Source organism: Microbacterium istanbulense (genome assembly GCF_037204145.1).
Lineage (GTDB): Bacteria > Actinomycetota > Actinomycetes > Actinomycetales > Microbacteriaceae > Microbacterium > Microbacterium istanbulense.
In genome coordinates, this window is sequence record NZ_JBBDGN010000013.1 from 22,779 (window position 1) to 46,716 (window position 23,938).

The window sequence follows — 23,938 nt, forward strand, 5'->3', positions numbered from 1 at the left end:
AGACTCGGTGGCCTCAGACGAAGAGGTTCGCACGCTCCAGGTCTTCGGCGAAGTCGACCTCGACCGCGTACAGGTCGGAGACGTCCATCGGCTCGAGCAGCAGGCCGTCTTCGGCGATCGCCAGCTCCAGGCCGCGCTCGAAGTAGTCCTGGTCGTCGACGCGCTGCAGCTGGCGCATGAACGCCTTCTTGTCAGCCGCCGAGATGTAGTTGATGCCGACGGCCTCGCCAAGCCCGCCCTTGACGGTCTTGGAGAGCTCCTTGATGAAGCCCTCTGCGGTGACGGTGTACTTGACCTCTTCGTCGCTCACCTTGGCGGTGTTGACGGTGACGAACGACTGGTCGCGTTCGATGAATTCCACCGCGCGGCCGAGGATGCGCGGGTCGAACACGACGTCGCCGTTCATCCACAGCACACCGCCGCGGCCGGTCGCGGCGAGGGCGCGCAGGAGGCTCTTGGAGGTGTTGGTGACGTCGTAACGCTCGTTGTGCACGTAGTTGACGCGGGGGAAGGCCTCGATGATGGCCTCGGCGCGATAGCCGACGACGGTGGTGAGGCGGGCATCGGTGCCGAAGGCGGCACGGATGTTCTCGTGCTGCTGCTGCATGATGGTGCGGCCATCGCTCAGTTCGGTGAGCGGCTTCGGCAGAGCGCGGCCGAGGCGCGAGCCCATGCCGGCTGCGAGAATGACGGTCTGAAGAGTCACGGAGTCCCCCTTGAAAGAATGGTGTTCACGGTCGATTCACCGACCGGACACCTCTTCGTGCCGACGCAATGGTAGCGATGTGACCTGGGAGACTGCGGGCAGCAGAGGGCCCGTTGCCATTTCGTGACCGAGTGCACACCGGACGCTCAGGTTCGTGGGGCGCACGAAACGTGCATCCATCCTCGCATGGCTGTCAGGGGCCATTGCTACCGTAGAGGCGTGACTTCTTCTCTCGATTCCGGAGCCGGCCCAGTGGACCCCGTGAAGGGCGAGAGTGAGGACGCCGCATCCGCCGCGTCCACGGCGGTCACCAAGACCAAGGCTCCGGCGCGCAAGCCGGCCGCGAAGAAGCCCGCCGCGAAGAAGCCGGCGGCCAAGAAGCCGGCGCCGACGCCAGAAGAGAAGGCGGCGGCCGCGAAGACCTCCGCTGCTCGGACGGCCGCCGCGAAGCGGGCCGCTGCGCAAGCGACGGGAGCGAAGACCGCAGCCGCTCGCAAGGAGGCGGCGACGTCGGCGGCCAAGACCGCTGCCGTTAAGGAGGCCACCGCGCGCACGACCCAGGCGAAGGCCGCCGCCAAGTCGACGACGGCCCGCACGAGCGCCGCGAAGACCGCGGCCGCCAAGGCGGCGGCCGCGAAGACCGCCTCGGAGAAGGCGGCAACCGAAGCCACGGACGGCGCCGCGGCTCCGCGGAAGCCCGCCGCACGCAAGCCTGCGGCGAAGAAGACGACGAAGACGACGGCGACCAAGACGACGGCGACCAAGACGACACCCGCCAGCGCGACGAAGACGGCTGCCGCGAAGAAGACGGCGGCGACGAAGACGACGGCCGCGAAGACTGCTGCCGTGAAGAAGACGGCGGCGAAGACCGCTGCCTCGAAGACCACTGCCTCGAAGACCACCGTCTCGAAGGCGACGGACGACACCACGACGTCGCCCGTCACACAGGCGCCTGCCACGAACGTCACCGCAGCGGGGAACCCGTCGGAGCCGGAGGAGTCCCTGACCGCGACGGCAGTGATCGACGGTACGGCCGAGACGCTCACCGCCGCCGACGACGACGCTGCGCCGATGCCGATCATCGAACTCGACCCGCCCGTGACGATCGCCGACGGCACGGAGCGTCCGCGTGCGGCCGCTCACGACGCGCCGCGCGGCGACGTCGCACTCGCACCGAAGACCGATGCCGATGCCGCAGTTGTGGCCGAGCCGCGAAGTGACGACCCCGACGTGTCCGTCACCCCGGAGGTCGCGGCGCCGGAGTTGCCGGCTTCTGTGCCGAGCGACGCGATCGCGATCCGCGGCCTGGTCAAGAAGTTCGGCGACACTCGTGCCGTCGACGGCATCGACCTCACTGTTCCGTCCGGATCGTTCTACGGCCTGGTCGGCCCGAACGGTGCCGGCAAGACCACGACCCTGTCGATCATCGCCGGCCTGCTGCGTCCCGACGCCGGAACCGTCGAGATCAGTGGCATCGACCAGCGGGCCAACCCGCTGGAGGCGAAGCGCGTCATGGGCGTGCTGCCCGACCGGCTGCGTACCTTCGACCGGCTCACCGGGCGCCAGCTGCTGCACTACTACGGGCAGCTGCGGGGGCTTGAGCGCAGCGTGATCGAGAAGCGCACCGCCGACCTCGCTCGCGCCTTCGACCTCACCGAGGCGCTGAGCCGCGTCGTGTCCGACTACTCGGCAGGCATGACCAAGAAGCTCATGCTCGCCGGGGCGATGATCCACTCGCCACGCGTGCTTGTGCTCGACGAACCGTTCGAGGCGGTCGACCCGGTGTCCTCGAGCGTCATCCTCGACATCCTTCGTGCCTACGTGGCCCACGGCGGAACGGTCATCCTCTCCAGCCACGGCATGGACCTCGTCGAGCGGGTCTGCTCGCGGGTCGCGATCATCGTCGCCGGTGATGTGCTCGCCGAGGGCACCATCGATGAAGTGCGCGCAGGGCAGACGCTGGAGGCGCGATTCGTCGAGCTGTCCGGCGGCGGCGCAGAAGTGGAGGGTCTCGAGTGGTTGCACACGTTCTCCGCCTGAGGCTCGCCCTCCTCATCGGGGCGCTCCGCGGAGCACGTCCGCTGCGCACCGCGCTCGCCCTGGCGGCCACCGTTGCTGTCACGGTCGTCGTCTGCGTGGCCGTGCTCGGGCTCGGGTCAGCCCCGGCGCCCACCGCGCGGGCCGTGATCGTGCTCGGCAGCGCCGCGACCCTCATCGCGTTCCTCGTGGCGCCCATGCTCACCGGAGCCGTCGACCAGCTTGATCCGCGTCGCTTTGCACCCTTCGGCGTCGACGAGCGCCGCATGCCGTGGATCCTCGCACTGGCGGCGCTGCTCAGCATTCCCAGCGCCGCACTGCTGGCGGTCGCGGTGTGCGTCGCTGTCGTCGCGATCGGAGCCGGAGTCCCGTGGCCGGTGGCGTTCATGGTGAGCCTGCTCTCGGCCTTCCTCATCGCACTGGTGGCGAGGATCGGCATGGCGCTCAGCGCCATCCTGCTGCCGGAGCGCCGCTCGCGTGAGCTGACGGTGCTGTTCACCATTCCGGTGATCGTCGTCGCGTTCCCTGTGGCCGTGTACTTCGCCTCGTTGCGCTGGGACGGGCACGTGCCGCCGGCCGTCACCACGGCGACCGAGGTCGTCGGCTCCACGCCGCTCGCGGCCCCCTACGGATTCCTCTTCGCGCTCAGCGCCGGCGACACCGCCGGAGCCTGGATCAGCGGCATCGTGTTCGCTGCCACCGTCCTAGGCCTGCTCGCCCTCTGGGCATTCCTTGTGCGGCATATGCTCACCAGCACGGAACGGCCGGTGGCCGCAAAGGAGCGCTCCGGTCTGGGCTGGTTCAGCCTGCTCCCCGCCAATGCCTTCGGCGGCGTCGCCGCGCGCAGCCTGGTCTACTGGCTCCGTGACCGTCGCTACGTGGTGAACATCCTGGTCGTTCCGATCGCGGGCATCCTCACCGTCTTCCCCCTGCTGGTCGCCGGTGTGCCGCTGCACATCGCCGCACTGGTGCCGGTGCCGATCATGGCCCTGTTCTTCGGCTGGCTACCGCACAACGACGTCGCCTACGACTCGACCGCGGTGTGGATCCATATCGCCAGTGGGCTGCGCGGCATCCCTGACCGGCTGGGACGCCTCGTTCCCATCTCCCTCATCGCGATTCCGGTGCTCGCGGTCGCCACCTCGATCACCCTCGCGGTGGTTGACGACTGGCACCTGATGATGCCGCTGATCGGCGTCGCGGCAGCGCTGTTCCTCTCGGGGCTCGGAATGTCCAGCCTGTCGTCGGTGCTCGCCCCCTATGCGGTCTCACGGCCGGGCGACAGCCCGTTCCAGCAGCCGCAACGCTCCTCGTCATACAGCGCGTACGGTCCGGCGCTCGCCTTCGTGGGTGCACTGCTGCTCAGCGCTCCCACGCTGTGGTTGTTCGTGCTGACCATCGTGGAGGGCGATCAGCACGCCGGTGCGACGTTCTGGGTGGGCGTGTTCACGGGGGTGCTCGTCCTCATCGGGGGTGTGGTGCTGGGTGGGCGCATCTTCGAGCGCAGCGGTGAGCGGCTGATGGAGTTCGCCGAGACCACCTGACCCGCCGGGCGGTCGGCGCGATTAGACTCACGGGATGAGTACTCCGCTGGACAGCCCCGATCAGGGCGGCGTGGCAACGCTTGATCGCGAACTCGAAGAACTCCTCCGCGAGGAGAACCTCGAGCCCGGCGACCACGAGCGCTTCTCCCACTATGTGAAGAAGGACAAGATCCTCGAGTCGGCGATCACCGGCAAGCCGGTGCGCGCCCTGTGTGGCAAGAAGTGGACGCCGGGGCGTGACCCCGAGAAGTTCCCGATCTGCCCCACCTGCAAGGAGATCTACGAATCGATGGTCGGCTGAGCCGCACCCTCGCCCGGTCAGGCCACGGCGTCGACGAATACCGTCGGGATCGCCGGGTCTGACTTGCTCAGTGCGAGCGCCCGCACCGGCAGCTCTTCGCGCACGCGCAGGTGATGTGCACGCGCGGCGGCGGTGCCGGTGACACCCTCGTGTGCGGTGTCGATCTCTCCGGCCTCCACGAACGTGACCTGCAGGGGTCGCGAGCCGGGGTGCTCGGACGGCACATCCACCGCTTCGAAACCATCGGAGACCGCGACGGTCTCGGCCACGGCGACGCCGTCTTCGAGCGAGCGGAACGCCGCCTTGCGTCCCCCGGTGGATGCCTTGTCGCTGGACGCCTTGGCGACGGAGACCCAGCCACCGTCTGCACCCTGGCGGGCCACCAGCTTGTAGACCATGCTCGCGGTGGGATACCCGGATCCGGTCACCACCGAAGTGCCGACACCGTACGAGTCGACGGGAGACGCGGCCAGTGCCGCGATCGCGTACTCGTCGAGGTCGCTGGTGACGGTGATGCGGGTGTTGAGTGCACCGAGCTCGTCGAGCTGCGCGCGCACCTCGGCGGCCACGATCGGCAGATCGCCGGAGTCGATGCGCACCCCGCCCAGCTCGGTGCCGGCGACCCGCACGGCCGTTTCGACGCCGACGCCGATGTCGTACGTGTCCACGAGCAGCGTGGTGTCGGTGCCGAGGCTCGCGACCTGCGCGCGGAAGGCGTCTTCTTCGCTGTCGTGCAGCAGCGTCCACGAGTGCGCGGCGGTGCCCATGGTGGGGATGCCCCATTCGCGGCCAGCCTCAAGGTTGCTCGTCGCGCTGAACCCGGCGATGTATGCGGCGCGCGCGGCAGCGACGGCGGAACGCTCGGCAGCGCGCCGCGAACCCATCTCGGCCAGAGGGCGCTCGCCGGCGGCGATGCTCATGCGTGAGGCGGCTGTGGCGACGGCGGAGTCGTGGTTGAGCACGCTGAGCGCCAGCGTCTCGAGTACGACGGCATCCGCGAAGGTGCCCTCGACAGTGAGGATCGGTGAACCGGGGAAGTACAGCTCGCCCTCGCGGTAGCCGCGGATGCTGCCGGTGAAGCGGTACTTCTCGAGATAGCGAAGGGCATCGGCATCCACGATGCCGTTGTCGCGGAGGTAGCGCAGCTCGTCGTCACCGAAGTGGAACTCGCGCAGCAGCGTCATCAGACGCCCGGTGCCCGCCACGACACCGAAGCGGCGACCGCCGGAGAGGCGCCGGGAGAACAGCTCGAACACGCTGGGGCGGTGCGCGGTCCCGTCGGCCAGCGACGCGGCCAGCATGGTCAGTTCGTAGCGGTCGGTGAGGAACGCAGTGCTCATTGCGCCAGTGTACTGACGGGGGAGCGGCCTGCTCGTCGGCGCCGGCACTGGATGAAAATCCTTTGCATCCGAGCGCGTTGCTTGTGAGAATGGATTTCATCGACCAGACAGGGACTCGCATGACATCCGACGCCGATCTCATCCGCCTCGCCAACAGTGTGCTCTGGCCGGGGTTCCTCGGTGACACCGTGCCCGCCTGGTTGCACGACGCGCTCGCCGACGGTCTCGCCGGGGTCGTGCTGTTCGCGCAGAACCTCACCGGAGACACCGCGGCTCTCGCGCGCGACATCCACGCCGCGGGCCCGCTCGCGCTCATCGGCATCGACGAAGAGGGCGGCAGCGTCACCCGGCTCGAGACCGCGGGAGGTTCGACCCTGCCCGGTGCCCTGCAGCTCGGCATCCTCGACGATGAGCGCGCCACCGAGGCCACCGGCGCGGAGATCGGGCGGCGGTGCGCTCTTCTCGACCTCGACGTCGTGATCGGCCCGGTCGCCGATGTCAACACCGACCCGCGCAACCCGGTGATCGGCGTGCGGGCCTTCGGTTCCGACACCGACCTGGTCTCCCGGCACACCGCGGCCGAGGTGCGCGGCATCCAGTCGACCGGCGTCGCGGCATGCGTCAAGCACTACCCGGGTCACGGCGACACCCACGTCGACTCCCACCACGGACTGCCGCAGTTGACCATCGACGATGCCGAGATCGATGCGGTGCACCTGCCGCCATTCACCGCAGCCATCGATGCCGGTGTGCTCTCGGTGATGACCGCGCACATCAGCGCGCCCCAGTGGGGGCCCCAGCCCGCGACGCTCAATTCCGGCGTGCTCGGGCGGCTGCGTGAGGAAGGCTTCGACGGCGTGATCATCACAGATGCGCTGGACATGGCCGCCATCCGCGAGACCGTCGGCATCGGCGGGGGAGCCGTGCAGGCGCTCGCGGCCGGCGCCGACCTGCTCTGCATCGGCAACCCCACCAACCCCGGTGAGGCCATGCACGCCGATCAGGATCAGCTCGACTATCGCGCCGCCAGGGATGCGATCGTGGCTGCCCTCCGTGACGGCACGCTGCCGCCGGAGCGCGTGCGCGAAGCCGCCGGTCGCGTGCGGGCCATGGCTGAGACCGTGCGGGCGCGCCCTGCGGCATCCGCTGCGCCGGCCGCAGACTACGACGCCGCGGCGCTCGCGGAGCGGGCGATCCGCGTGCGCGGCGGCGCATTCGCGCCGTTCCCCGACGCGCCCGCCCTGGTGCTCGACCTTCGCGGACGCAGCAGTTTCGCGGTTGACAGCGGGGCGTCGCACGTCGCCCGCGCCCTTGCCGCCGGTGGCGCGATCGTCGCGGTCGACGCGGCAGATCGGGATGCCGTGGCGGATGCCGCGGCCCGCGCTCTCGCCGACCGCGCGGTGCTGCTCGTCGACCGTCTCGACGACGCCGCCACCCAGCGCGATGCCGCGGCCGTGATTGCCGGTGCTGCCCTCGGATCGGTCGTCGTCAACGTCGGCGTACCGGTCGGTGAGCCCGGCGTCGCCGTCGTGGATGCCGGGGCCGCCAGCCTGCTCGCCGCCGAAGCCGCACGCGCCCGACTGCTCGCCGGCTCGGCGTGAGCGGCCAGCGGACCGACCTTCACCCCATCCCCACTCAGACCCCCAGGGAGACCAGATGACAGGAAACGACGCACTCCGCGGCACGCTCGAGGGACTGACGACCGAGCGGGCCGACCCCGCCTTCGCCGACCTCGATCTGCTCTCCACCGCCGAACAGGTCGCGCTCATCGCCGAGCAGGGCCGCCGGGCGGCCGACGCCGTCGCCGCAGAGAGCGACAGCATCGCCGCCGCCGTCGACGGGATTGTCGCGCGGATGCGGCAGAGCGGCCGCCTCATCCACATCGGCGCCGGCACCCCCGGCCGTCTCGGGGTGCTGGACGCGAGTGAGATCCCGCCGACCTTCGGTGCGGACCCCGGGCTCGTCGTGGGTGTCATCGCCGGGGGAGAGCGGGCGCTGCGCAGCGCGATCGAGAACGCCGAGGACGACGCGGACGCCGGGGCGGCAGCGCTCGCCGATCTCGGTGTCGGCCCGCTGGACTCCGTGGTCGGCATCTCGGCATCCGGTCGCACCCCGTACGTCTCCGGTGCGCTGCGCGAGGCGCGCCGCCGGGGCGCGCTGGCGATCAGCGTCGCCAACAACCGCGGCGCCGAGATCTCTGCCGACGCCGATGTCGCGATCGAGGTCGTCTCGGGTGCCGAGCTCGTCGCCGGGTCGACCCGGTTGAACGCGGGCACCGCGCAGAAGCTCGTGCTCAACGCGCTGTCCACCCTCGCGATGGTGCAGCTGGGCAAGGTGTACGGCAACCTCATGGTCGACGTGCAGTCCACCAACGAGAAGCTGCATGCGCGGGCCGAGCGGATCGTCATGCATGCCACCGGAGCTGCCCCCGAGGTGGCCGCCGCAGCCCTCGCTGAGGCGGACGGCTCCGTGAAGGTCGCGATCGGCATCATCGCCGGTGAGGCGGATGCCACGGCTGTGCGGGCCGCTCTCGCCGAGCGCGACGGCCGACTGCGGGAGGCGCTGAGCGTCCTGCGCGCGGGCTGACAGGGATCATCAGTAGGCTTGATGATCATGAATGACGCGCCGATCGGGATCTTCGACTCCGGTGTCGGCGGGCTCACGGTCGCGCGTGCGATCCGCGCCCAGCTGCCGCACGAGTCGATCGTCTACATCGGTGACACCGCGCACACCCCGTATGGCCCCAAACCCATCGCGGATGTGCGCCGATACTCGCTCGAGGTGCTCGACACGCTCGTCGATCAGGGCGTGAAGATGCTGGTGATCGCGTGCAATACGGCATCCGCTGCGGTGCTGCGTGACGCACGCGAACGGTACGACGTGCCCGTCGTCGAGGTGATCGGCCCGGCTGTGCGCCGTGCCGTCTCGACCACCCGCAACGGCCGGGTCGGTGTGATCGGTACGGTCGGCACGATCGGTTCGCGCGCGTACCAGGACATGCTCGAAGTCAATGAGCGACTCGACGTGTTCACCGCCGCATGCCCGCGTTTTGTGGAGTTCGTGGAGGCCGGGATCACCGGCACCCCTGAGGTGCTCGCCGTGGCGGAGGAGTATCTCGCTCCGCTGCGCGAGGCCGACGTCGACACGCTCGTGCTCGGTTGCACGCACTATCCGTTCCTGCGCGGGGCGATCAGCTACGTCATGGGCGACGGCGTGAGCCTCGTCTCGAGCGATGACGAGACCGCGGTCGACGTCTACCGGCAGCTGGTGCGCGGCGACCTGCTGGCGCCCGCCGACGCGGTGCCGACCTACGTGTACGAGGCGACGGGGGATTCGACCGACGCCTTCACCGCACTCGCCAACCGACTGATGGGCCGGGAGGTGCGCGACGTGCAGCTCGTGCAGACCGGCGTGATCACCCTTCCCGACCTGTCGCGCAGCGACCTGGTCTGAACCTTTCGAGAGGACACCATGTCAGAGATCGTCCGCGCCGACGGCCGCAGCACCGACCAGCTTCGCGAGGTCACGATCGAGCGGGGGTGGAGCGCCCACGCCGAGGGGTCGGCGCTGATCAGCTTCGGCGGCACGAAGGTGCTGTGCACGGCATCCTTCACCAACGGTGTGCCGCGCTGGCTGACCGGCAAGGGCAAGGGTTGGGTCACGGCCGAGTACGCCATGCTGCCGCGGGCGACCAACAGCCGCAACGACCGCGAGAGCGTCAAGGGGCGTATCGGTGGTCGCACGCACGAGATCTCCCGTCTGATCGGGCGCGCCCTGCGGGCCGTGGTCGACACCAAGGCACTGGGTGAGAACACGATCGTGATCGACTGCGACGTGCTGCAGGCCGATGGCGGTACGCGCACGGCCGCGATCACCGGCGCCTACGTGGCGCTGGCCGACGCGATCGAGTGGGGTCGCGAGAAGAAGTTCATCGGCAAGAACGCCACCCCGCTGATCGACTCGGTCGCGGCGGTGTCGGTGGGCATCATCGATGGTGAACCCATGCTCGACCTCGCCTACGTCGAGGATGTTCGTGCCGAGACCGACATGAACGTCGTCGTCACCGGCCGCGGGCTGTTCGTCGAGGTGCAGGGCACGGCTGAGGGCGCGCCGTTCGACAAGCGCGAGCTCGACGCCCTACTCGACCTCGGCGTGTCCGGCTGCGGCGAGCTCCGCGAGGCCCAGCTGGCGGCCCTTCAGGCCTGACCTCCGGCATCCCCACCCCGCGCTCGCCCCTGCGCCCCTCGGGGGCGTGTCCCACTTTCCGCTGTCCGTGTCCCACTTTCCGTGGGCCGTGTCCCAGATTCTGCTGTTTCCGGGGCAGTTTGACAGCAGTTTTTGGGACATGCTGGGGTGGTTCTTGGAACCCCGCGCGCGCCGCATCCTGATGACGCAGGGACGGGGTATGTCCCGATTTCTGCTGTTTCGGGGTGTGTGTGACAGCAGATTTTGGGACATCCAGTGCGAAAAGTGGGACACGGACAGCAGAAAGTGGGACATGCGATGGTGACGAGGGTTGTTCTGGCGACGCACAATGCGCACAAGGTCGAGGAGTTCGGGCAGATCGTCGCGCGCACGCGGCCCGACCTCGAGGTGATCGGCTACGACGGCCCCGAGCCGATCGAAGACGGCGTGACCTTCGCCGAGAACGCCCTCATCAAGGCGCGCGCCGCGCATGCCCACACCGGGCTCGCCGCGCTCGCCGACGACTCCGGCATCTGCGTCGACGTGCTCGGCGGGTCACCCGGCATTTTCTCGGCGTATTGGGCCGGGCAGAAGAAGGATGCCGCGGCCAACCTGGCGCTGCTGCTTGACCAGCTGCACGACATCTCCGACCCGCACCGGGCAGCGCAGTTCCACTCCACGATCGCCCTGGTCGCCGCAGACGGCAGCGAGCACGTGGTGCAGGGCATCTGGCCGGGCCGGCTCGCGCACGCGGCGGCGGGTCAGGGCGGATTCGGCTACGACCCGATCTTCATCCCCGACGGGCAGGATGCCGGCTCCGAGCGCACCGTCGCCGAGTTCACCGCCGCGGAGAAGCAGTCCCAGTCGCACCGGGCCCGTGCCTTCGAAGCACTGATCCCGCTCCTCGCCGGGCTCTGAGGATCACACCACCGGAACGATCGCGTCGACGAGCAGGTCGACCACGGCGTGGACATCGTGCTGATGTCCGGCACCGGATGCCGCATCGACTGCCGCCTCGATGGACCCCGGCAGGGTGAGGTGCTCGAGCAGCATCCCGTTCATCGCGAGGTAGAGCGCGAGACCGACACCGGCGCCGCCCGGGAAGCCGCCATCGACGTGATCACGCAGCGCCGTGTCGAGCCCACCCCGCATCGGGCCGAGGAATGCCACACGGAACTCGGGATCTCGCGCCGCCTCCAAACGCAGCTCGATGAGGGCGAGATGTGCGGCACGGTCAGCCTGCGCACGATCGACGATGTCGTGCATGAAGGTGCGCTCGAGTTCCCGGTCATGCACTGCGTGCATCCGGTCGGCGACGAGCGCCGCGTCGGGGGCGAGGCGCGCAAAGACATGGGCGCCGAGCTCGCGCAGCAGGGCCGTGCGTGAGGTGAAGTAGTTGGATGCTGTCCCCATCGGCACCTCGGCCTGCGCGTCGACGGCACGGAAGGTGAGGCCGCGGGCCCCGGCCGCGGCAAGCACCTCGATGCCGGCGTCGAGCAGGCGCGTGCGGCGTTCGTCGTTGCGGACCATGGCGCCATTCTTCCGGACAGCACCGCGCTGAACAACTACGATTGACGTACTGCAAACGTAGTGGTTAGGTGAGAGGTATGCGCGAACTCACGTACTACATCGGCGCCACGCTCGACGGGTTCATCGCCGGCCCCGGAGACGAGGTGGACTTCTTTCCGCTCAGCGACGAGTTCCACGGTTTCCTGGCAGCCGAGTTCGCCGATGCGCTGCCGTCGCACGCCCGCTCCGCCCTCGGCATCGCCGACGTGCCGCTCTCACGTTTCGACACGGTCGTCATGGGTCGGCGCACCTACGAGCCTGCGCTGGCGATCGGCGTGAGTGATCCCTACGCGCATCTGCGAACGATCGTCGTGAGCTCGTCGCTGCCTTCGCCGGAAGCCGCGAATGTCGAGATCGTGCGCACGGATCCCGCCGCCCGCATCCGCGAGCTCAAGGCCGACCCCGGCCTCGGCATCTACCTCGCCGGCGGCGCTACGCTCGCCGGTGAGTTGCTGGATGAGATCGACCGCCTCGTGATCAAGAAGTACCCGGTGATCGCCGGCGCCGGCATCCCTCTCGTACGCCATGGCTTCGCACCGGCCGCTTTCGATCTCGAGAGCACGCGCACCTTCGACAACGGGTGCGTCGTAATCAGCCTGGTGCGCCGACGCAACTGAGAACCACACTCATTCCCGACTAGCAGAAACGGCGCTCCGTCTGCCCGAGCCCGTTCTAGCCTGGTTACATGCACGATCACGCGCACGCCCATGGGGGCATCCGGGAAGCGGGGAACCGCCGGCTCCTCGCGATCTCGCTGACCCTCACGGCGACGGTCATGCTCGTGCAGATCGTGGGCGCGATCCTGTCGGGATCACTCGCGCTGCTCGCCGATGCGGCGCACATGTTCACCGACTCCTCGGCGCTCGTGGTCGCGCTCATCGCGAGCGCTGTCGCCGCCCGCCCCGCCGATGATCGCCGCACGTTCGGCTATCAGCGGGCCGAGGTGTTCGGTGCGCTGATCAACGCGATCATCCTCATCGTGCTCATGGTGGTCGTCGCGATCCAGGGCGTCACCCGCCTCGTCGATCCGGGTGAGATCGAGGTTGCGGGCCCCCTGATGCTCATCGTCGCGGTCGTCGGCATGCTCGCCAACGGGTTCTCCCTGTGGCTGTTGAGCTCGGCGCAGAAGACGAGCATCAACGTGCGCGGCGCGTACCTCGAAGTGCTCGGCGACCTGATCGGCTCGGTGATGGTGATCGTCGCGGCTGTCGTCATCATCTTCACCGGATGGATGCCGGCGGATGCCATCGCCTCGCTGCTCATCGCCGCGATGATCCTGCCGCGCGCGATCTCGCTGCTGCGTGAAGTGTTCTCGGTGCTCGCCGAATCGGCGCCCAAGGGCACGGCTGTGAGCGAGATCCGTCGGCATCTGGAGGGGTATGCCGGCGTCGTCAGCGTGCACGACGTGCACGTGTGGCAGCTCACCCGCGGCGCCCCGGTGTTCACCGCGCACGTCGCCGTCGACCCATTGGTCTTCGCCGAGGGGCGCTCAGCCGCGCTGCTCGTGGAGTTGCAATCGTGCCTGAGCGAGCACTTCGACGTCGCCCACTCGACGTTCCAGCTCGAACCCGCCGATCACTCCGACTGCGAGGCCGCGCACGCCTGATCAGCTCTCCCGGCGCACCTCGTCGGGAGTCTTATCTGGTCGAAGCCCGCGCCAGCGGGAATGCCGCAGGATGCCGCCGGGCGTCCAGTCGGCGAACTCGACCTCCCCGACCAGCTCCGGGCGCACCCAGAGCGCGTCGGCGGCGTCGGCGGGCGGAACGCCCTCGACATCGGTGCGGTCGGTGCGCAGCGGCTCGAGGCGGGTGGTCAGGTCGCGCAGCATCCGATCGGTGAAGCCCGTGCCCACCCGGCCGACGTAGCGCAGTGCGGGTCCGTCCGGCACGGCGAGCAGCAGTGATCCGATGCTGCCCTCGCGGTTGCCTTTGCCGGGACGGATGCCGATGATCACGGCCTCCTGCGTGCGCGTGTTCTTGAGCTTGAGCCACGACGCCGAGCGGATGCCGGCACGATAGCGCGAGGCGGGATCCTTGGCGACGATGCCCTCCAGGCCGTACTCGCGGCCGGCGGAGAGTGCGGCGTCGAGGTCGTCGAACACCGGCGGCAAACGTACGGGTGCATCGAGTCCGTCGACGACCTGTTCCAGCAGCTCCCGCCGCTGCCGCAGCGGCAGGCCGGTCAGATCGTGACCGTTGAGGTGCAACAGATCGAAAGGCAGGTACACGATCGGAGTACGCACGACCTCCCGCTCGATCTCTCGGGCACGGGTGAGGTGCATGCGGTCCTGCAGGCGCGTGAAGCTCGGGCGTCCGGCCGCGTCGAACGCGACGATCTCACCGTCGAGGATGGCGTCCGTCGCGGGCAGGTGCGGGGCGCCGTCGGCGGTGAGCTCGGGGTATCGGGCGGTGATGTCGGTGCCGCTGCGCGCGCGCAGAGTCAGCCGGCCGTCGCGCCACGTGGCCAGGGCACGGATGCCGTCCCACTTGATCTCGGCCCAGGCCGGGTCGGAGAGGGCGCGCGCGAGGCCCGGGGTGCCGGCTTCGGCGAGCATGGGCGCGAGCGTGGGGAGCTCGGACCCGTCGACGGGCTTCTCGGCCGTGGAGGTGGGCCCTTCGACAAGCTCAGGGACCCAGGTGTCGACAGGCTCAGGGACCCAGGTGTCGACAGGCTCAGGAGCCCTTGGCGTGGAGGCGGGCTTCATCCGGTGCAGCAGCCACTGTGACTTCTCGCCGCTGCCTTCGGTGCGGATCAGCGCGAGCCGGGCGACACCGAGCGGCCCGCCTGCACGCCCGGTGAAGGTGCCGATGACCTCGGCATCCCGCCATTTCCCGAGTTCCACCGTGCCGGTGTCCCACACGGTCATCGTCCCCGCGCCATATTCCCCGCGGGGAATGGTGCCCTCGAACGTCAGGTACTCGATCGGATGCGGCTCGGTCATCACAGCGAGATGGTTGTGCTCGGGGGAGTCGGGAACGCCCTTCGGCACGGCCCAACTCACCAGCACCCCGTCGCGTTCGATGCGCAGGTCGTAGTGCAATCGGCTGGCGTGATGCTCCTGAATCACGAATCGCGTCGCCCCGCCGGGCGCCGAGGGCGCGCTGCCAGGCATCGGTTCGGGGGTGCGCGCGGCGTCGCGTTTGGCGAGATACGCCGCCAGCGCCGGTGCGGGGGGAGCGAGGGCGGCGAACGGGTCGACCCCGGCATCCATCCGCTCGAGCACCTCGGTGAACTCCAGCTGCGCGAGATCGGGGTCCTCCAGCTCATCCCAGGTGCGCGGGGCGGCAACCCAGGGGCGGCCCCGGCCACGCAGCGAGTACGGCGCGATCGTCGTCTTGGCGCCGTTGTTCTGGCTCCAGTCGATGAACACCTTGCCCGCTCGCGCGGACTTGGCCATGACGTGCGTGACGAGGTCGGGATGCTCGGCCTCCAGCATCCGCGCGAGCTCTTTCGCGACGGCGGAGATCTGGTCACTCGTCTGCAGGCCCTGCCCGGCGGCATCTGTGGGGAGCCGGGTGTAGAGGTGGATGCCCTTGCTGCCGCTGGTCATCGGCACCGGATCCAGTCCCATGCCGGTGAGGATCTCGCGCGCCCATCCGGCCACCGCCGCGCACTCGGCCAGACCCGTTCCCGGCCCCGGGTCGAGATCGAGCACCATCCGGTCGGGGCGCCCGCGCTCGCCGTCCGGCGCGAAGCGCCACTGCGGCACATGCAACTCGAGGGCGGCGACCTGCGCCATCCACACGAGCGTCGGCACGTCCTCGACGAGCGGGTACTCCTTCGTGCCGTCGGAGTGCGCGATCGGCATCCGCGGGATCCAGTCGGGTGCGCCCTGCTCGAGCTGCTTGGTGAAGAACGCGGATGCCGGGGCATCCGTCGTTCCGACCCCTTCCACCCAGCGCTTCCGCGTGACCGGCCGGCCCCGCAGATGCGGCAGCATGAGGGGTGCGATCCGGCTGTAGTAGCCGATCACCTCACCCTTCGTGGTGCCGGTCTCGGGGTAGACCACCTTGTCGAGATTGGTCACACGCAGGCGGCGGCCGTCGATCTGCACGAGCTGCCCACCTGCTGCCATGTGGCCAGCGTAGTGATGTGCGCACATCAGTGGTCGTGACGGGTGTGTCTGGTGTTCACTGGTGTGATGAGGAGCATCTGGAAGGGCGCGTTGACCTTCGGCCTGGTGAACGTGCCGGTGAAGGTCTATTCGGCCATCGAGGATCACGACGTGCCCCTGCATCAGGTGCATGCCGAGGACGGCGGGCGCATCCGCTACGCCCGCACGTGCGAGGTGTGCGGACAGACCGTCGCCTACGCCGACATCGACCGTGCCTACGTCGAAGACGGCCAGACGATCGTGCTCACCAAAGACGACATCGCCGCGCTCCCGGCCGAGAAGAGTCGCGAGATCGACGTGGTCGAGTTCGTGCCCAGCGATCAGGTCGACTTGCTCACTCTCGACCGTCCGTACTATCTCGAGCCCGACTCGAAGTCGCCCAAGGCGTATGTGCTGCTGCGGAAGACGCTCGAGAGCACCGACCGTACCGCGATCGTGCGGTTCACGCTGCGCCAGAAGACGCGCCTGGCTGCGCTGCGCGTGCGCGGCGACGTGCTCGTGCTGCAGACGCTGCTGTGGGCGGATGAGGTGCGCGAGGCGAACTTCCCGTCATTGCAGGAGGGCGTCACGATCAGCGACAAGGAGCTCGAGCTGTCGGCGTCGCTCGTGGAGAGCTATTCCGCCGACTTCGACCCGGATTCGTTCGTCGACGAGTACCAGAAGGAACTGCGCACCCTCATCGACGCGAAGATCGAGGCCGGCGAGGGCTTCGACGCCTCGGTGACGTTCGCCGAGGAGGGCGAGAGTGCGACGGGCGGCGAGGTGATCGACCTGATGGAGGCCCTGCGGGCGAGTGTCGAACGCTCGAAAGCCGCCAAGGCGAAGGATGCCGGATAGCGGGCATCCGGACCCGGGCGCACGGTGCGCCGGGCGTGCGCTCCGCGCGGGAAAGTGCGCTTCGCGCGGAGCGGATGCCGGATAGCATCCGCGTCACGCGCACAACTCCGCGCGAAGCGCACGGAGGGGCTGCGCTCAGTGCTTGCCGTCGCCGTCCAGATCGGGAGCCCGGTCAAAGACCTCGGGGTCGAGTGTGAGAGCCTCAGCCTCGGCGGCATCCGTCGTGATGTCGAGGCCTGCGGCGGCCTCCTTCTTAGCCTTGTGCCGCTCGCGCAGGTAGTGCCACAGGGTGACGACCGCGGTGCCGCCGACGACGAGCAGCAGAATCAGGTCGATGTACTCGACGACGAGGTCGCGGATCCACGGGATGTAAGCGATGAGGTAGCCGATCATCGTCAGACCGAAGCCCCAGATCATCGCGCCGATGAGGTTGTAGAGCGAGTAGCGCCGCCACGGCATGTGGCCGACACCCGCCGCCACGGGGGCGAAGGTGCGCACGATGGGGACGAAGCGGGCGAGGATCACCGTGAGCCCGCCGAAACGTTCGAAGAACGCGTTCGTGCGTTCGACGTTCTTCTTGCTGAACAGGCCCGATTCTTTGCGTTCGAACACCGCGGGCCCGCCCTTGTGCCCGATGAGGTAGCCGACCTCGCCGCCGATGAACGCCGACAGGGCGATGAGCAGGCTGACGACCCAGATGTTCACCCCGAACACGTTGTTGGTGTGGGTGAGCAGCCCGGCGATGATCAGCAGGGTGTCGCCGGGCAGCAGAAAGCCGACGAGCAGACCGGTCTCGGCGAAGATGATGAAGCAGACGACGGCGAGCGCCCAGGGGCCGGCGGCACCGATGATCGTTGCAGGGTCGAGCCAGGGGATGAGGGCGGTCGGCGCCTGAAGAGCGGTGTGCAGCACGGTGTTCCCGTCGGTCATGGAGGGTCGGCGGTTGTCGTGCGGAAGGTGGGACTTGAACCCACACGCCCTGAGGCACAGGAACCTAAATCCTGCGTGTCTGCCAATTTCACCACTCCCGCGCGGTGGTCTCAGTCTACTGAGCGACGGCTGGAGGACAGCCCCCAAAACGCGGCCCTGTGCCGCGGGCGTGGCGTGCGGTAGCGTCGCGGTTATCGCGAGGGGGGTTGATGTGTCGATCGCATTCCTGCTGACCACGCTGGTCGTCGTGGCCACGCCCGGCACCGGAGCCGTGTACTCGATCGCCGCGGGTCTCTCCCGCGGCACGAGGGCGGGCATCGTCGCCGCGTTCGGATGCACGCTGGGCGTCATCCCGCACATGATCGCCGCGATCACCGGCCTCGCGGCCATCCTCAACGCCTCTGCCGTGGCTTTTGAGACGATCAAGTGGCTCGGTGTCGCCTACCTGCTGTACCTCGCCTGGCAGACGCTGCGCGACCGCTCGCTGATCGATGTCGACCAGGATGCCGCTCCGGTGTCGTTCTGGCGGGTGATTCGCACCGCGGTGCTGATCAACCTGCTCAACCCGAAGCTGACGATCTTCTTCTTCGCGTTCCTGCCCCAGTTCGTGCCGGCGGGCGCCCCCAACGCGACCTGGCAGATGGTCGGGCTGAGCCTGGTGTTCATGGTGCTGACGTTCATCGTCTTCGCGCTGTACGGCACGTTCGCGGCGACCATGCGGGCGCAGGTGATCACACGGCCGAAGGTGATGGCCTGGTTGCGGCGCACGTTCGCCGCCACCTACGTGCTGCTCGCGGGCAGGCTGGCGCTCGAGTCGCGCTAGCCATCTTCTCGCGCGGGGTTGTGGATAACTTCCGCGGCATCATGCGCGGTTCTGTCAGGCTTCCCGGCGTGAGTCTTCCGTCCACCATCGTCGCCGAGCGGGTGCGTCGGCGCCTGCGCCTGGAGAACACCGATCCGTCGGCGACGCCCGACGAGGCGCGGCGGATCGCGCAGGCCGAGGTGCGGCGGCACAACGACCTGGCCCTCGCGCGGGGCGAGACGATGATCGACGACGAGGCCGCGTGCGTGCGCGACGTGCTGGCGTCGGTCACCGGCTTCGGCGTGCTGCAGCCGCTGCTCGATGATCCGACGATCGAAGAGATCTGGCTGAACGGTCCGGAGCGGGTGTTCGTGGCCCGCGGGGGAGTGAGCGAGCGAATCGAGGTGCCGCTGACGGATGCGGTGATCCGCGACCTTGTCGAGCGGATGCTGCAGACCACGGGTCGCCGGGTCGACATCAGCCAGCCGTTCGTCGATGCGTCGCTGCCCGACGGCTCGCGACTGCACGTCGCGATTGCCGACGTCGTGCGCGGCTCATGGGCGGTCAATATCCGCAAGTTCCTGCATCAACATCGCACCCTCGACGCGCTCGTCGCGCAGGGCACGATGCCGGCCGCCGTCGCCGAGCTGCTGCATCGAGCGCTGCTCGACGGGCAGAGCGTGATCGTCTCGGGCGCGACCCACGCCGGCAAGACGACGCTCCTGGGTGCGTTGCTCGGCTCCGTCGCCGATCGTCAACGCATCATCACCGTCGAGGAGACCTTCGAACTCGCGGTCGACGGCCCTGATGTGGTGGCGTTGCAGGGGCGACAGGCCAGCCTTGAGGGCACCGGCGAGATCACGCTGCGGCGCCTGGTGAAGGAAGCGCTCCGGATGCGGCCCGAGCGTCTTGTCGTCGGCGAGGTGCGCGACGCCGAAGCCCTCGACCTCGTCCTTGCCCTGAACACCGGAGTCCCCGCGGCCGGAACCGTTCACGCCAACTCCGCGACCGAGGCACTCGAGAAGCTCGCCTTGCTGCCGCTGCTCGCCGGTCGGAACATCGACCGGGCGTTCATCGCGCCCGCGCTCGCCGCCTCGATCTCCTATGTGGTGCACTGCGCGCGCCGTGCCGACGGTTCGCGGCGCGTGGTCGAGATCGTCGCGCCGACCGGCGAGGTGGGCGACGGGCGGATCCTGTCCCGGGCGGTGTACCGCGAGGAGGACCGCTCGTGACGGTGCTGCTCGGTGCACTGCTCGGGGCAGGGCTGGTGCTGCTCGTCTCACCCTGGTTGTGGCCGGCCGGTGAGCGGATGCCGCGCACCCCACGTCGCGGCCGACTGAACGTCCTTCTGGAAGAGGCCGGGTACCCGCGCACCGCGCCGCGCGTGCTGATCGTCTCGATGATCGCGGCGGCCGTGGTCGCGGCATCCCTCGTCTGGCTGCTCACCGGGCTTCCCGTGCTCGCTCTGCTCGCGGCCGTCGCTGGTGCAGCAGCTCCGGTACTGTTCCTTCGCGGTCGGCGTCTGCGGCTGCGCAAAGCGCGCCGTCAGCTGTGGCCGGACGTCTGCGACCTGCTTGTCGCGGCGATCCGGGTGGGCCTTTCCTTGCCCGACGCGGTCGCGAGCCTCGGCGAGTCGGCTCCGCCCGCGATCCGGCCCGCCTTCGTTGCCTTCGCACGCGACCTGCGCTCGACCGGCCGCTTCGAAGGCAGTCTCGACACGTTGAAGGCGACTCTCGCCGACCCGATCTCCGATCGCATCCTCGAGACATTGCGCATGGCGCGCCAGGTCGGCGGCACCGAACTGACCGGCGTGCTGCGGGCGCTGTCCTCCTCGGTACGTGCCGATGCGGCGCTGCGGGGTGAGGTCGAGGCGCGCCAGTCGTGGATCCGCGGTGCTGCCGTGCTCGGTGCCGTCGCGCCGTGGGTGATCCTCGGATTGCTCGCCATGCGGCCGGAAGGGCGGGACGCGTATGCGAGTCCCGAAGGCGTGATCGTGATCGTCGTCGGAGCAGTCGTTTCGGTGATCGCGTACCGCATCATGCTGCGCATCGGTCGCCTGCCAGAGCCGCAGAGGTGGTTCGGATGAACATGGCGACGGATGCTGCGATCGCGGTGCTGCTCGGTGGAGCCTTCGCCGTCGGGGTGCTCGGCATCCTCTCCGCCCTGCCGCGGTGGCGCGCGCTACCGCTGGATCGGCGCATCGCCCCCTACGTGCGCGACGTGGTTGCCGACGACGCGTTGCCGGGTGGGATCGCGCCGGTCGTTGGGGTGATGCCCGTGCACGGCCGGCGACTGTGGGAGCGAGTGCGCGGGTCCTTCGAGCGGATGCTGGGCAGCGGGGATGCCCTGCAGCTTCGGCTTTCACAGGCCGGTCTCACGCAGACGCCGGCGGCATTCCGCGGACGCCAACTCGCGTGGGGCATCGCCGGACTGGTCGTCGGGGCGCTCGTCGTGATCGCCCTGGCCGTCGGCGGGCGGATGTCGCCACCTGCTGTGCTACTGCCGGTGATCACGGCTGCAGGTGCGGCCGTTGCCTATGACATGCAGCTCACTGCGCGGGCGAAGGCGCGTCGGGCGCGGCTGGCCGATGAACTGCCGACGACGCTGGAGTTCCTCGCGCTGTGCCTGTCGGCGGGTGAGTCGCTGCTCGATGCCCTGCGCCGCGTCTCGACGATCGGCACAGGCGAGCTGACCGGCGAGCTGCGCCGCGTCGTGCTCGCCGTGCACACGGGCTCGCCGCTGGCGGACGCGCTCGCCGAGATGTCGAACAGACTGCAGCTGCCAGGCCTCACCCGCGCTGCCGATCAGGTGATCGCCGCGCTCGAGCACGGTGCCCCGTTGGCCGGGGTGCTGCACGCGCAGGCTGCGGATGCCCGAGATGAGGCCAAGCGCGTGCTCATCGAGCAAGCCGGGCGCAAGGAGATCCTCATGCTCCTACCGCTGGTGTTCTTGATCTTGCCGTTGTCGGTGCTGTTCGCGGTCTACCCGGGCCTGTTCATCCTGCGACTCGGGCTCGGCTGACACGGCACCCTGAACCACTACGACACATGACCGAAGGAGTGACCATGAAGACGATGAAGAGCTGGTTCGACAGCGCACGCGGGCACGCCCGTGACCTCGCGGCGGATGAGACCGGAGACGTTCCCGGATGGGTGTTGGTGACCTTGATGACCGCGGCCCTCGTCGTCGTGATCTGGGCCGTCGCCGGCCCCGCTCTGGTCTCGCTCTTCGAGCAGGCGATCTCGCGGGTCTCAGGGATCTGACGCCATGCGGTCCCTCGGTGTGCTCGACGACGAACGGGGCTCCAGCCCCGTGGAGTTCGTGCTCGTCGGCACGCTGCTGACCGCCCTGACTCTCGCCGTCCTCCAGGTCGCCTTCGCGGTCTACGTCCGCAATGTCGTGCACGACGCGGCCGTCGAGGGGGCACACTTCGCCGCTCTCGCCGACACCAGTCTCAGTGAGGGCGCCGACCGCACGCGCCAGGTGATCAGCCGCGCGATCGGCGCGGACTACGCCGAAGACGTCAGCATCGGCGAAGACTCGGCGCTCGGGCACGACAGCATCGTCGTCGAGGTGCGCACGACCCTTCCGGTGCTCGGCCTGATCGGCATCCCGTACGCGATGGAGGTCGAGGCGCGTGCGCCCGTCGAATCCTTCGGTGACTGAGCCGCTCGCCAGCGACGAAGACGGCTCGGCGGCCCTGGAGTTCATCGTCGTCGGGCTGCTGATGCTCGTCCCGCTCGTCTACCTCGTCATCACCCTCGGGATGGTGCAGGAACAGACCCTCGGCGCCGAGGCCGCCGCGCGGCACACTGCCCGCGTGATCGGCCAGGCGCCCGATGCGGCCACGGCAGCGGCCAGTGCCGAGGCGGTGCTCGACAACGTCATCCGGGAGTACGGGATGGATGCCGACGACGTCTCAGTCGACATGACGTGCGTCGGGGCCGCGGGTGCCTGCCCCGAACCGGGCGCCACCGTGGTCGTGACGGTGAGTGCGAGGGTGAGTCTGCCGTTCGTGCCGCCGGTGTTCGGTCTCGACGAGATCGCGTCGATTCCGATTCAGGCGCAGGCCGCGCAGAAGGTGTCGAGACTGTGGGGGAGCGGCGAATGACCCTGAGCGAGCTGGTGCGCGACGATGAGGACGGCAGCATCCTGCCCCTCATCCTCGGGTATGCGCTGATCGCGATCGCGGTGCTGTTCGTGTGTGTCTGCGCCACCGACCTCTACATCACGCAGAAGCGGCTTGATGCGACGGCGGATGCCGCTGCGCTCGCCGGAGCCGACGGGTTCACCCTCGAAGCCGAGGGAGAGAATGTGCGGGCCGAGCTGACGGATGCCGGGGTCGCCGATCAGGCGCAGGCCGTCGTTTCGGCGACCGCCCCGAACACGCGCCTGGACTCGGCCAGCACGCCCGACGGGGTCTCGGCACGGGTGACGGTGAGTACCGCGTGGCATCCGCCGCTGGTCTCGCTCTTCGTGCCCGACGGCGTGCCGTTGCAGGCCACAGCGACCAGCCGCACCGCGCTGCGCTGAGCGGCGGCCGGAGATCCGTCCTGCCGTGCGGTTGCCTCCACGACACGACGCCCCACCTGGCTAGGCTCGGAACCATGTCTCGCCAGCGTGGCCACGCCGATCCTCGTCGCGTCCTCTCCGGTCTGCAGGCACAACTCGCCCGTGTCTCGAAGTTCCAGGACACGATCGACCCGGCCGCCGCGATCGCCACCTACGGCCGAGTGTTCCGCATGCTCGACAGCCATCTCGAAGAGTTCCGCCGCGATGCGGGCCTGCCCGAGCGTGCGCCGTGGCTGGCCGGCATCCGAACCCGCGCAGTGGAGCACCGCTACGCGCACCTCCCCGCCCCGACCGATCGTGTGTACACCTACTGGGACAAGCCCCTCAACACCGCGCCGCCCCTTGTACAGGCCTGCATCGCGCAACTGCGCCGCGTACACCCCACCTTGCAGGTGCTCGACGGCGCCTCGACCCGTGAACTGATCGACATCCCCGAACGCATCGCAACCCTGCTCGAACACGATCGCCCGGCGCACTTCTCCGACTACCTGCGCACTCGCGTGCTCGAAGAACACGGAGGCATCTGGGTCGACGCCACCGCCTGGGTGCACCGCAACCTGGGTGACGACCTACAGCGCACCTACCTGCGGGCGGGCACGATCTTCCCCCGGTGGACGGGGCGGGCGATCGCGAACTGGTTCATCGCCTCGCAGCCGCACACCCCGATCCTCGCGCTGCAGCGCCGCGCCCTCGACGTGTGGTGGGAGCAGAACGACGACCTGCCCGACTACTTCCTCTACCACCGCATCTTCGAGGTGATCCAGGCGATCGTCCCCGAGGCCCGCGCGCAATGGCGCGCAGCCCCCGTGCTGTCATCGGCCCAGGCGCACCTGCTGCAGCTGGAGATGATGCAGCCCTGGCGACCCGAGCCGCTGCGTCGCACTCTCGACCTCGCCCCGCTGCAGAAACTCAGCTACAAATTCGACTCGGTGCCGGAGGGCTCGGTGCTCGAACACCTGCTCGCCGGGGACGGCGCCCAACTCAGCGCGGGCAGCTGAGTC

Annotated in this window: 25 protein-coding genes and 1 tRNA gene; 20 read left to right on the top strand and 6 right to left on the bottom strand. The window is 69.1% G+C overall.

The annotated features are described in order from the left end of the window. Positions 1-13 precede the first annotated feature (13 nt). Positions 14-706: a phosphocholine cytidylyltransferase family protein gene (locus WDU93_RS12465; RefSeq protein WP_337321101.1), complete on the bottom strand. Its 693-nt coding sequence runs from the start codon at positions 704-706 to the stop codon at positions 14-16. 219 nt (positions 707-925) lie between these two features. On the opposite strand from WDU93_RS12465, the gene WDU93_RS12470 reads away from it, so the two are divergent. From WDU93_RS12470 to WDU93_RS12480, 3 genes are read left to right on the top strand one after another with little or no spacing between them, the layout of a single operon-like run. Beyond that, positions 926-2,746 (top strand): ABC transporter ATP-binding protein, encoded by a 1,821-nt coding sequence (locus WDU93_RS12470; protein ID WP_337321104.1) that lies wholly within the window; start codon positions 926-928, stop codon positions 2,744-2,746. Further along, the gene (locus tag WDU93_RS12475; protein WP_337321106.1) at positions 2,722-4,287 is read left to right on the top strand and encodes a hypothetical protein; all 1,566 of its coding nucleotides are present in this window, start codon (positions 2,722-2,724) and stop codon (positions 4,285-4,287) included. The genes WDU93_RS12470 and WDU93_RS12475 overlap by 25 nt, the downstream gene beginning before the upstream one ends. A gap of 34 nt (positions 4,288-4,321) precedes the next feature. Next, entirely contained in the window at positions 4,322-4,588 is a 267-nt protein-coding gene (locus tag WDU93_RS12480) for a DUF3039 domain-containing protein (protein ID WP_028503536.1), read from the top strand. Positions 4,589-4,605: 17 nt separating this feature from the next. Here the strand turns inward: WDU93_RS12480 and WDU93_RS12485 are convergent, their stop codons facing one another. Beyond that, a complete protein-coding gene (locus tag WDU93_RS12485; RefSeq protein WP_337321122.1) occupies positions 4,606-5,928 on the bottom strand; it encodes a nicotinate phosphoribosyltransferase in 1,323 nt (440 codons plus the stop codon). 119 nt (positions 5,929-6,047) lie between these two features. Here WDU93_RS12485 and WDU93_RS12490 point away from each other — a divergent pair, with 119 nt between their 5' ends. The 5 genes from WDU93_RS12490 to rdgB all read left to right on the top strand — a co-directional run bounded on the left by WDU93_RS12490 (position 6,048) and on the right by rdgB (position 11,031). Beyond that, positions 6,048-7,529 (top strand): glycoside hydrolase family 3 protein, encoded by a 1,482-nt coding sequence (locus tag WDU93_RS12490; protein ID WP_337321124.1) that lies wholly within the window; start codon positions 6,048-6,050, stop codon positions 7,527-7,529. A 55-nt stretch (positions 7,530-7,584) separates the two neighbouring features. Further along, positions 7,585-8,514 (top strand): N-acetylmuramic acid 6-phosphate etherase, encoded by a 930-nt coding sequence (murQ, locus tag WDU93_RS12495; RefSeq protein WP_337321126.1) that lies wholly within the window; start codon positions 7,585-7,587, stop codon positions 8,512-8,514. Between the two features lie 27 nt (positions 8,515-8,541). Continuing rightward, complete coding sequence (murI, locus tag WDU93_RS12500; RefSeq protein ID WP_337321128.1) at positions 8,542-9,381, top strand: glutamate racemase; 840 nt, start codon at positions 8,542-8,544, stop codon at positions 9,379-9,381. Between the two features lie 18 nt (positions 9,382-9,399). Further along, positions 9,400-10,134 carry a ribonuclease PH gene (rph, locus tag WDU93_RS12505; protein WP_337321129.1) on the top strand — a complete coding sequence of 245 codons (735 nt, stop codon included), beginning with the start codon at positions 9,400-9,402 and terminating at the stop codon, positions 10,132-10,134. Between the two features lie 297 nt (positions 10,135-10,431). Further along, on the top strand, positions 10,432-11,031 hold the full coding sequence (gene rdgB, locus WDU93_RS12510) for an RdgB/HAM1 family non-canonical purine NTP pyrophosphatase (RefSeq protein ID WP_337321131.1): 600 nt from the start codon (positions 10,432-10,434) through the stop codon (positions 11,029-11,031). Positions 11,032-11,034: 3 nt separating this feature from the next. Here rdgB and WDU93_RS12515 read toward each other — a convergent pair whose 3' ends face one another. Then, complete coding sequence (locus WDU93_RS12515) at positions 11,035-11,643, bottom strand: TetR/AcrR family transcriptional regulator (RefSeq protein ID WP_337321133.1); 609 nt, start codon at positions 11,641-11,643, stop codon at positions 11,035-11,037. A 77-nt stretch (positions 11,644-11,720) separates the two neighbouring features. Here WDU93_RS12515 and WDU93_RS12520 point away from each other — a divergent pair, with 77 nt between their 5' ends. Together WDU93_RS12520 and WDU93_RS12525 are read left to right on the top strand one after the other, a co-directional pair. After that, complete coding sequence (locus WDU93_RS12520; RefSeq protein ID WP_337321135.1) at positions 11,721-12,299, top strand: dihydrofolate reductase family protein; 579 nt, start codon at positions 11,721-11,723, stop codon at positions 12,297-12,299. A 68-nt stretch (positions 12,300-12,367) separates the two neighbouring features. Then, a complete protein-coding gene (locus WDU93_RS12525) occupies positions 12,368-13,288 on the top strand; it encodes a cation diffusion facilitator family transporter (RefSeq protein WP_337321137.1) in 921 nt (306 codons plus the stop codon). Here the strand turns inward: WDU93_RS12525 and WDU93_RS12530 are convergent, their stop codons facing one another. Further along, a complete protein-coding gene (locus WDU93_RS12530; protein WP_337321139.1) occupies positions 13,289-15,757 on the bottom strand; it encodes an ATP-dependent DNA ligase in 2,469 nt (822 codons plus the stop codon). Positions 15,758-15,823: 66 nt separating this feature from the next. Between WDU93_RS12530 and ku the strand changes: the two genes are divergently transcribed. Beyond that, entirely contained in the window at positions 15,824-16,633 is an 810-nt protein-coding gene (gene ku / locus WDU93_RS12535; protein ID WP_337321142.1) for a non-homologous end joining protein Ku, read from the top strand. Positions 16,634-16,768: 135 nt separating this feature from the next. On the opposite strand, the gene WDU93_RS12540 is transcribed toward ku, so the two are convergent. Then, positions 16,769-17,563 carry a DedA family protein gene (locus WDU93_RS12540; RefSeq protein ID WP_337321144.1) on the bottom strand — a complete coding sequence of 265 codons (795 nt, stop codon included), beginning with the start codon at positions 17,561-17,563 and terminating at the stop codon, positions 16,769-16,771. A gap of 19 nt (positions 17,564-17,582) precedes the next feature. Further along, a tRNA-Leu gene (locus WDU93_RS12545) sits at positions 17,583-17,664 on the bottom strand. A gap of 110 nt (positions 17,665-17,774) precedes the next feature. Here WDU93_RS12545 and WDU93_RS12550 point away from each other — a divergent pair. From WDU93_RS12550 to WDU93_RS12590, 9 genes are all read left to right on the top strand, one after another. Then, positions 17,775-18,386 (top strand): LysE family translocator, encoded by a 612-nt coding sequence (locus WDU93_RS12550; protein ID WP_337321146.1) that lies wholly within the window; start codon positions 17,775-17,777, stop codon positions 18,384-18,386. Positions 18,387-18,454: 68 nt separating this feature from the next. Beyond that, positions 18,455-19,597 carry a TadA family conjugal transfer-associated ATPase gene (locus WDU93_RS12555; RefSeq protein WP_337321148.1) on the top strand — a complete coding sequence of 381 codons (1,143 nt, stop codon included), beginning with the start codon at positions 18,455-18,457 and terminating at the stop codon, positions 19,595-19,597. Further along, complete coding sequence (locus tag WDU93_RS12560) at positions 19,594-20,451, top strand: type II secretion system F family protein (protein ID WP_337321150.1); 858 nt, start codon at positions 19,594-19,596, stop codon at positions 20,449-20,451. Before WDU93_RS12555 ends, WDU93_RS12560 begins: the two co-directional genes overlap by 4 nt. Next, positions 20,448-21,386, top strand: coding sequence for a type II secretion system F family protein (locus WDU93_RS12565; RefSeq protein WP_337321152.1), 939 nt, complete (start codon positions 20,448-20,450; stop codon positions 21,384-21,386). The genes WDU93_RS12560 and WDU93_RS12565 overlap by 4 nt, the downstream gene beginning before the upstream one ends. A 53-nt stretch (positions 21,387-21,439) precedes the next feature. Further along, the gene (locus tag WDU93_RS12570) at positions 21,440-21,628 is read left to right on the top strand and encodes a hypothetical protein (protein WP_337321237.1); all 189 of its coding nucleotides are present in this window, start codon (positions 21,440-21,442) and stop codon (positions 21,626-21,628) included. Between the two features lie 4 nt (positions 21,629-21,632). Further along, on the top strand, positions 21,633-22,031 hold the full coding sequence (locus WDU93_RS12575; RefSeq protein WP_337321154.1) for a TadE/TadG family type IV pilus assembly protein: 399 nt from the start codon (positions 21,633-21,635) through the stop codon (positions 22,029-22,031). After that, positions 22,024-22,476: a TadE family protein gene (locus tag WDU93_RS12580; RefSeq protein ID WP_337321155.1), complete on the top strand. Its 453-nt coding sequence runs from the start codon at positions 22,024-22,026 to the stop codon at positions 22,474-22,476. The genes WDU93_RS12575 and WDU93_RS12580 overlap by 8 nt, the downstream gene beginning before the upstream one ends. After that, entirely contained in the window at positions 22,473-22,898 is a 426-nt protein-coding gene (locus WDU93_RS12585; RefSeq protein WP_337321157.1) for a pilus assembly protein TadG-related protein, read from the top strand. The genes WDU93_RS12580 and WDU93_RS12585 overlap by 4 nt, the downstream gene beginning before the upstream one ends. A 74-nt stretch (positions 22,899-22,972) precedes the next feature. Next, entirely contained in the window at positions 22,973-23,935 is a 963-nt protein-coding gene (locus WDU93_RS12590) for a capsular polysaccharide synthesis protein (protein ID WP_337321159.1), read from the top strand. Positions 23,936-23,938 lie beyond the last annotated feature (3 nt).

Coding starts and splice junctions, on each gene's coding strand:
- WDU93_RS12480 (WP_028503536.1), top strand. CDS start 4,322: ATGAGTACTCCGCTGGACAGCCCCGATCAGGGCGGCGTGGCAACGCTT.
- WDU93_RS12485 (WP_337321122.1), bottom strand. CDS start 5,928: ATGAGCACTGCGTTCCTCACCGACCGCTACGAACTGACCATGCTGGCC.
- WDU93_RS12490 (WP_337321124.1), top strand. CDS start 6,048: ATGACATCCGACGCCGATCTCATCCGCCTCGCCAACAGTGTGCTCTGG.
- murQ (WP_337321126.1), top strand. CDS start 7,585: ATGACAGGAAACGACGCACTCCGCGGCACGCTCGAGGGACTGACGACC.
- murI (WP_337321128.1), top strand. CDS start 8,542: ATGAATGACGCGCCGATCGGGATCTTCGACTCCGGTGTCGGCGGGCTC.
- rph (WP_337321129.1), top strand. CDS start 9,400: ATGTCAGAGATCGTCCGCGCCGACGGCCGCAGCACCGACCAGCTTCGC.
- rdgB (WP_337321131.1), top strand. CDS start 10,432: ATGGTGACGAGGGTTGTTCTGGCGACGCACAATGCGCACAAGGTCGAG.
- WDU93_RS12515 (WP_337321133.1), bottom strand. CDS start 11,643: ATGGTCCGCAACGACGAACGCCGCACGCGCCTGCTCGACGCCGGCATC.
- WDU93_RS12520 (WP_337321135.1), top strand. CDS start 11,721: ATGCGCGAACTCACGTACTACATCGGCGCCACGCTCGACGGGTTCATC.
- WDU93_RS12525 (WP_337321137.1), top strand. CDS start 12,368: ATGCACGATCACGCGCACGCCCATGGGGGCATCCGGGAAGCGGGGAAC.
- WDU93_RS12530 (WP_337321139.1), bottom strand. CDS start 15,757: ATGGCAGCAGGTGGGCAGCTCGTGCAGATCGACGGCCGCCGCCTGCGT.
- ku (WP_337321142.1), top strand. CDS start 15,824: ATGAGGAGCATCTGGAAGGGCGCGTTGACCTTCGGCCTGGTGAACGTG.
- WDU93_RS12540 (WP_337321144.1), bottom strand. CDS start 17,563: ATGACCGACGGGAACACCGTGCTGCACACCGCTCTTCAGGCGCCGACC.
- WDU93_RS12565 (WP_337321152.1), top strand. CDS start 20,448: ATGAACATGGCGACGGATGCTGCGATCGCGGTGCTGCTCGGTGGAGCC.
- WDU93_RS12570 (WP_337321237.1), top strand. CDS start 21,440: ATGAAGAGCTGGTTCGACAGCGCACGCGGGCACGCCCGTGACCTCGCG.
- WDU93_RS12575 (WP_337321154.1), top strand. CDS start 21,633: ATGCGGTCCCTCGGTGTGCTCGACGACGAACGGGGCTCCAGCCCCGTG.
- WDU93_RS12585 (WP_337321157.1), top strand. CDS start 22,473: ATGACCCTGAGCGAGCTGGTGCGCGACGATGAGGACGGCAGCATCCTG.
- WDU93_RS12590 (WP_337321159.1), top strand. CDS start 22,973: ATGTCTCGCCAGCGTGGCCACGCCGATCCTCGTCGCGTCCTCTCCGGT.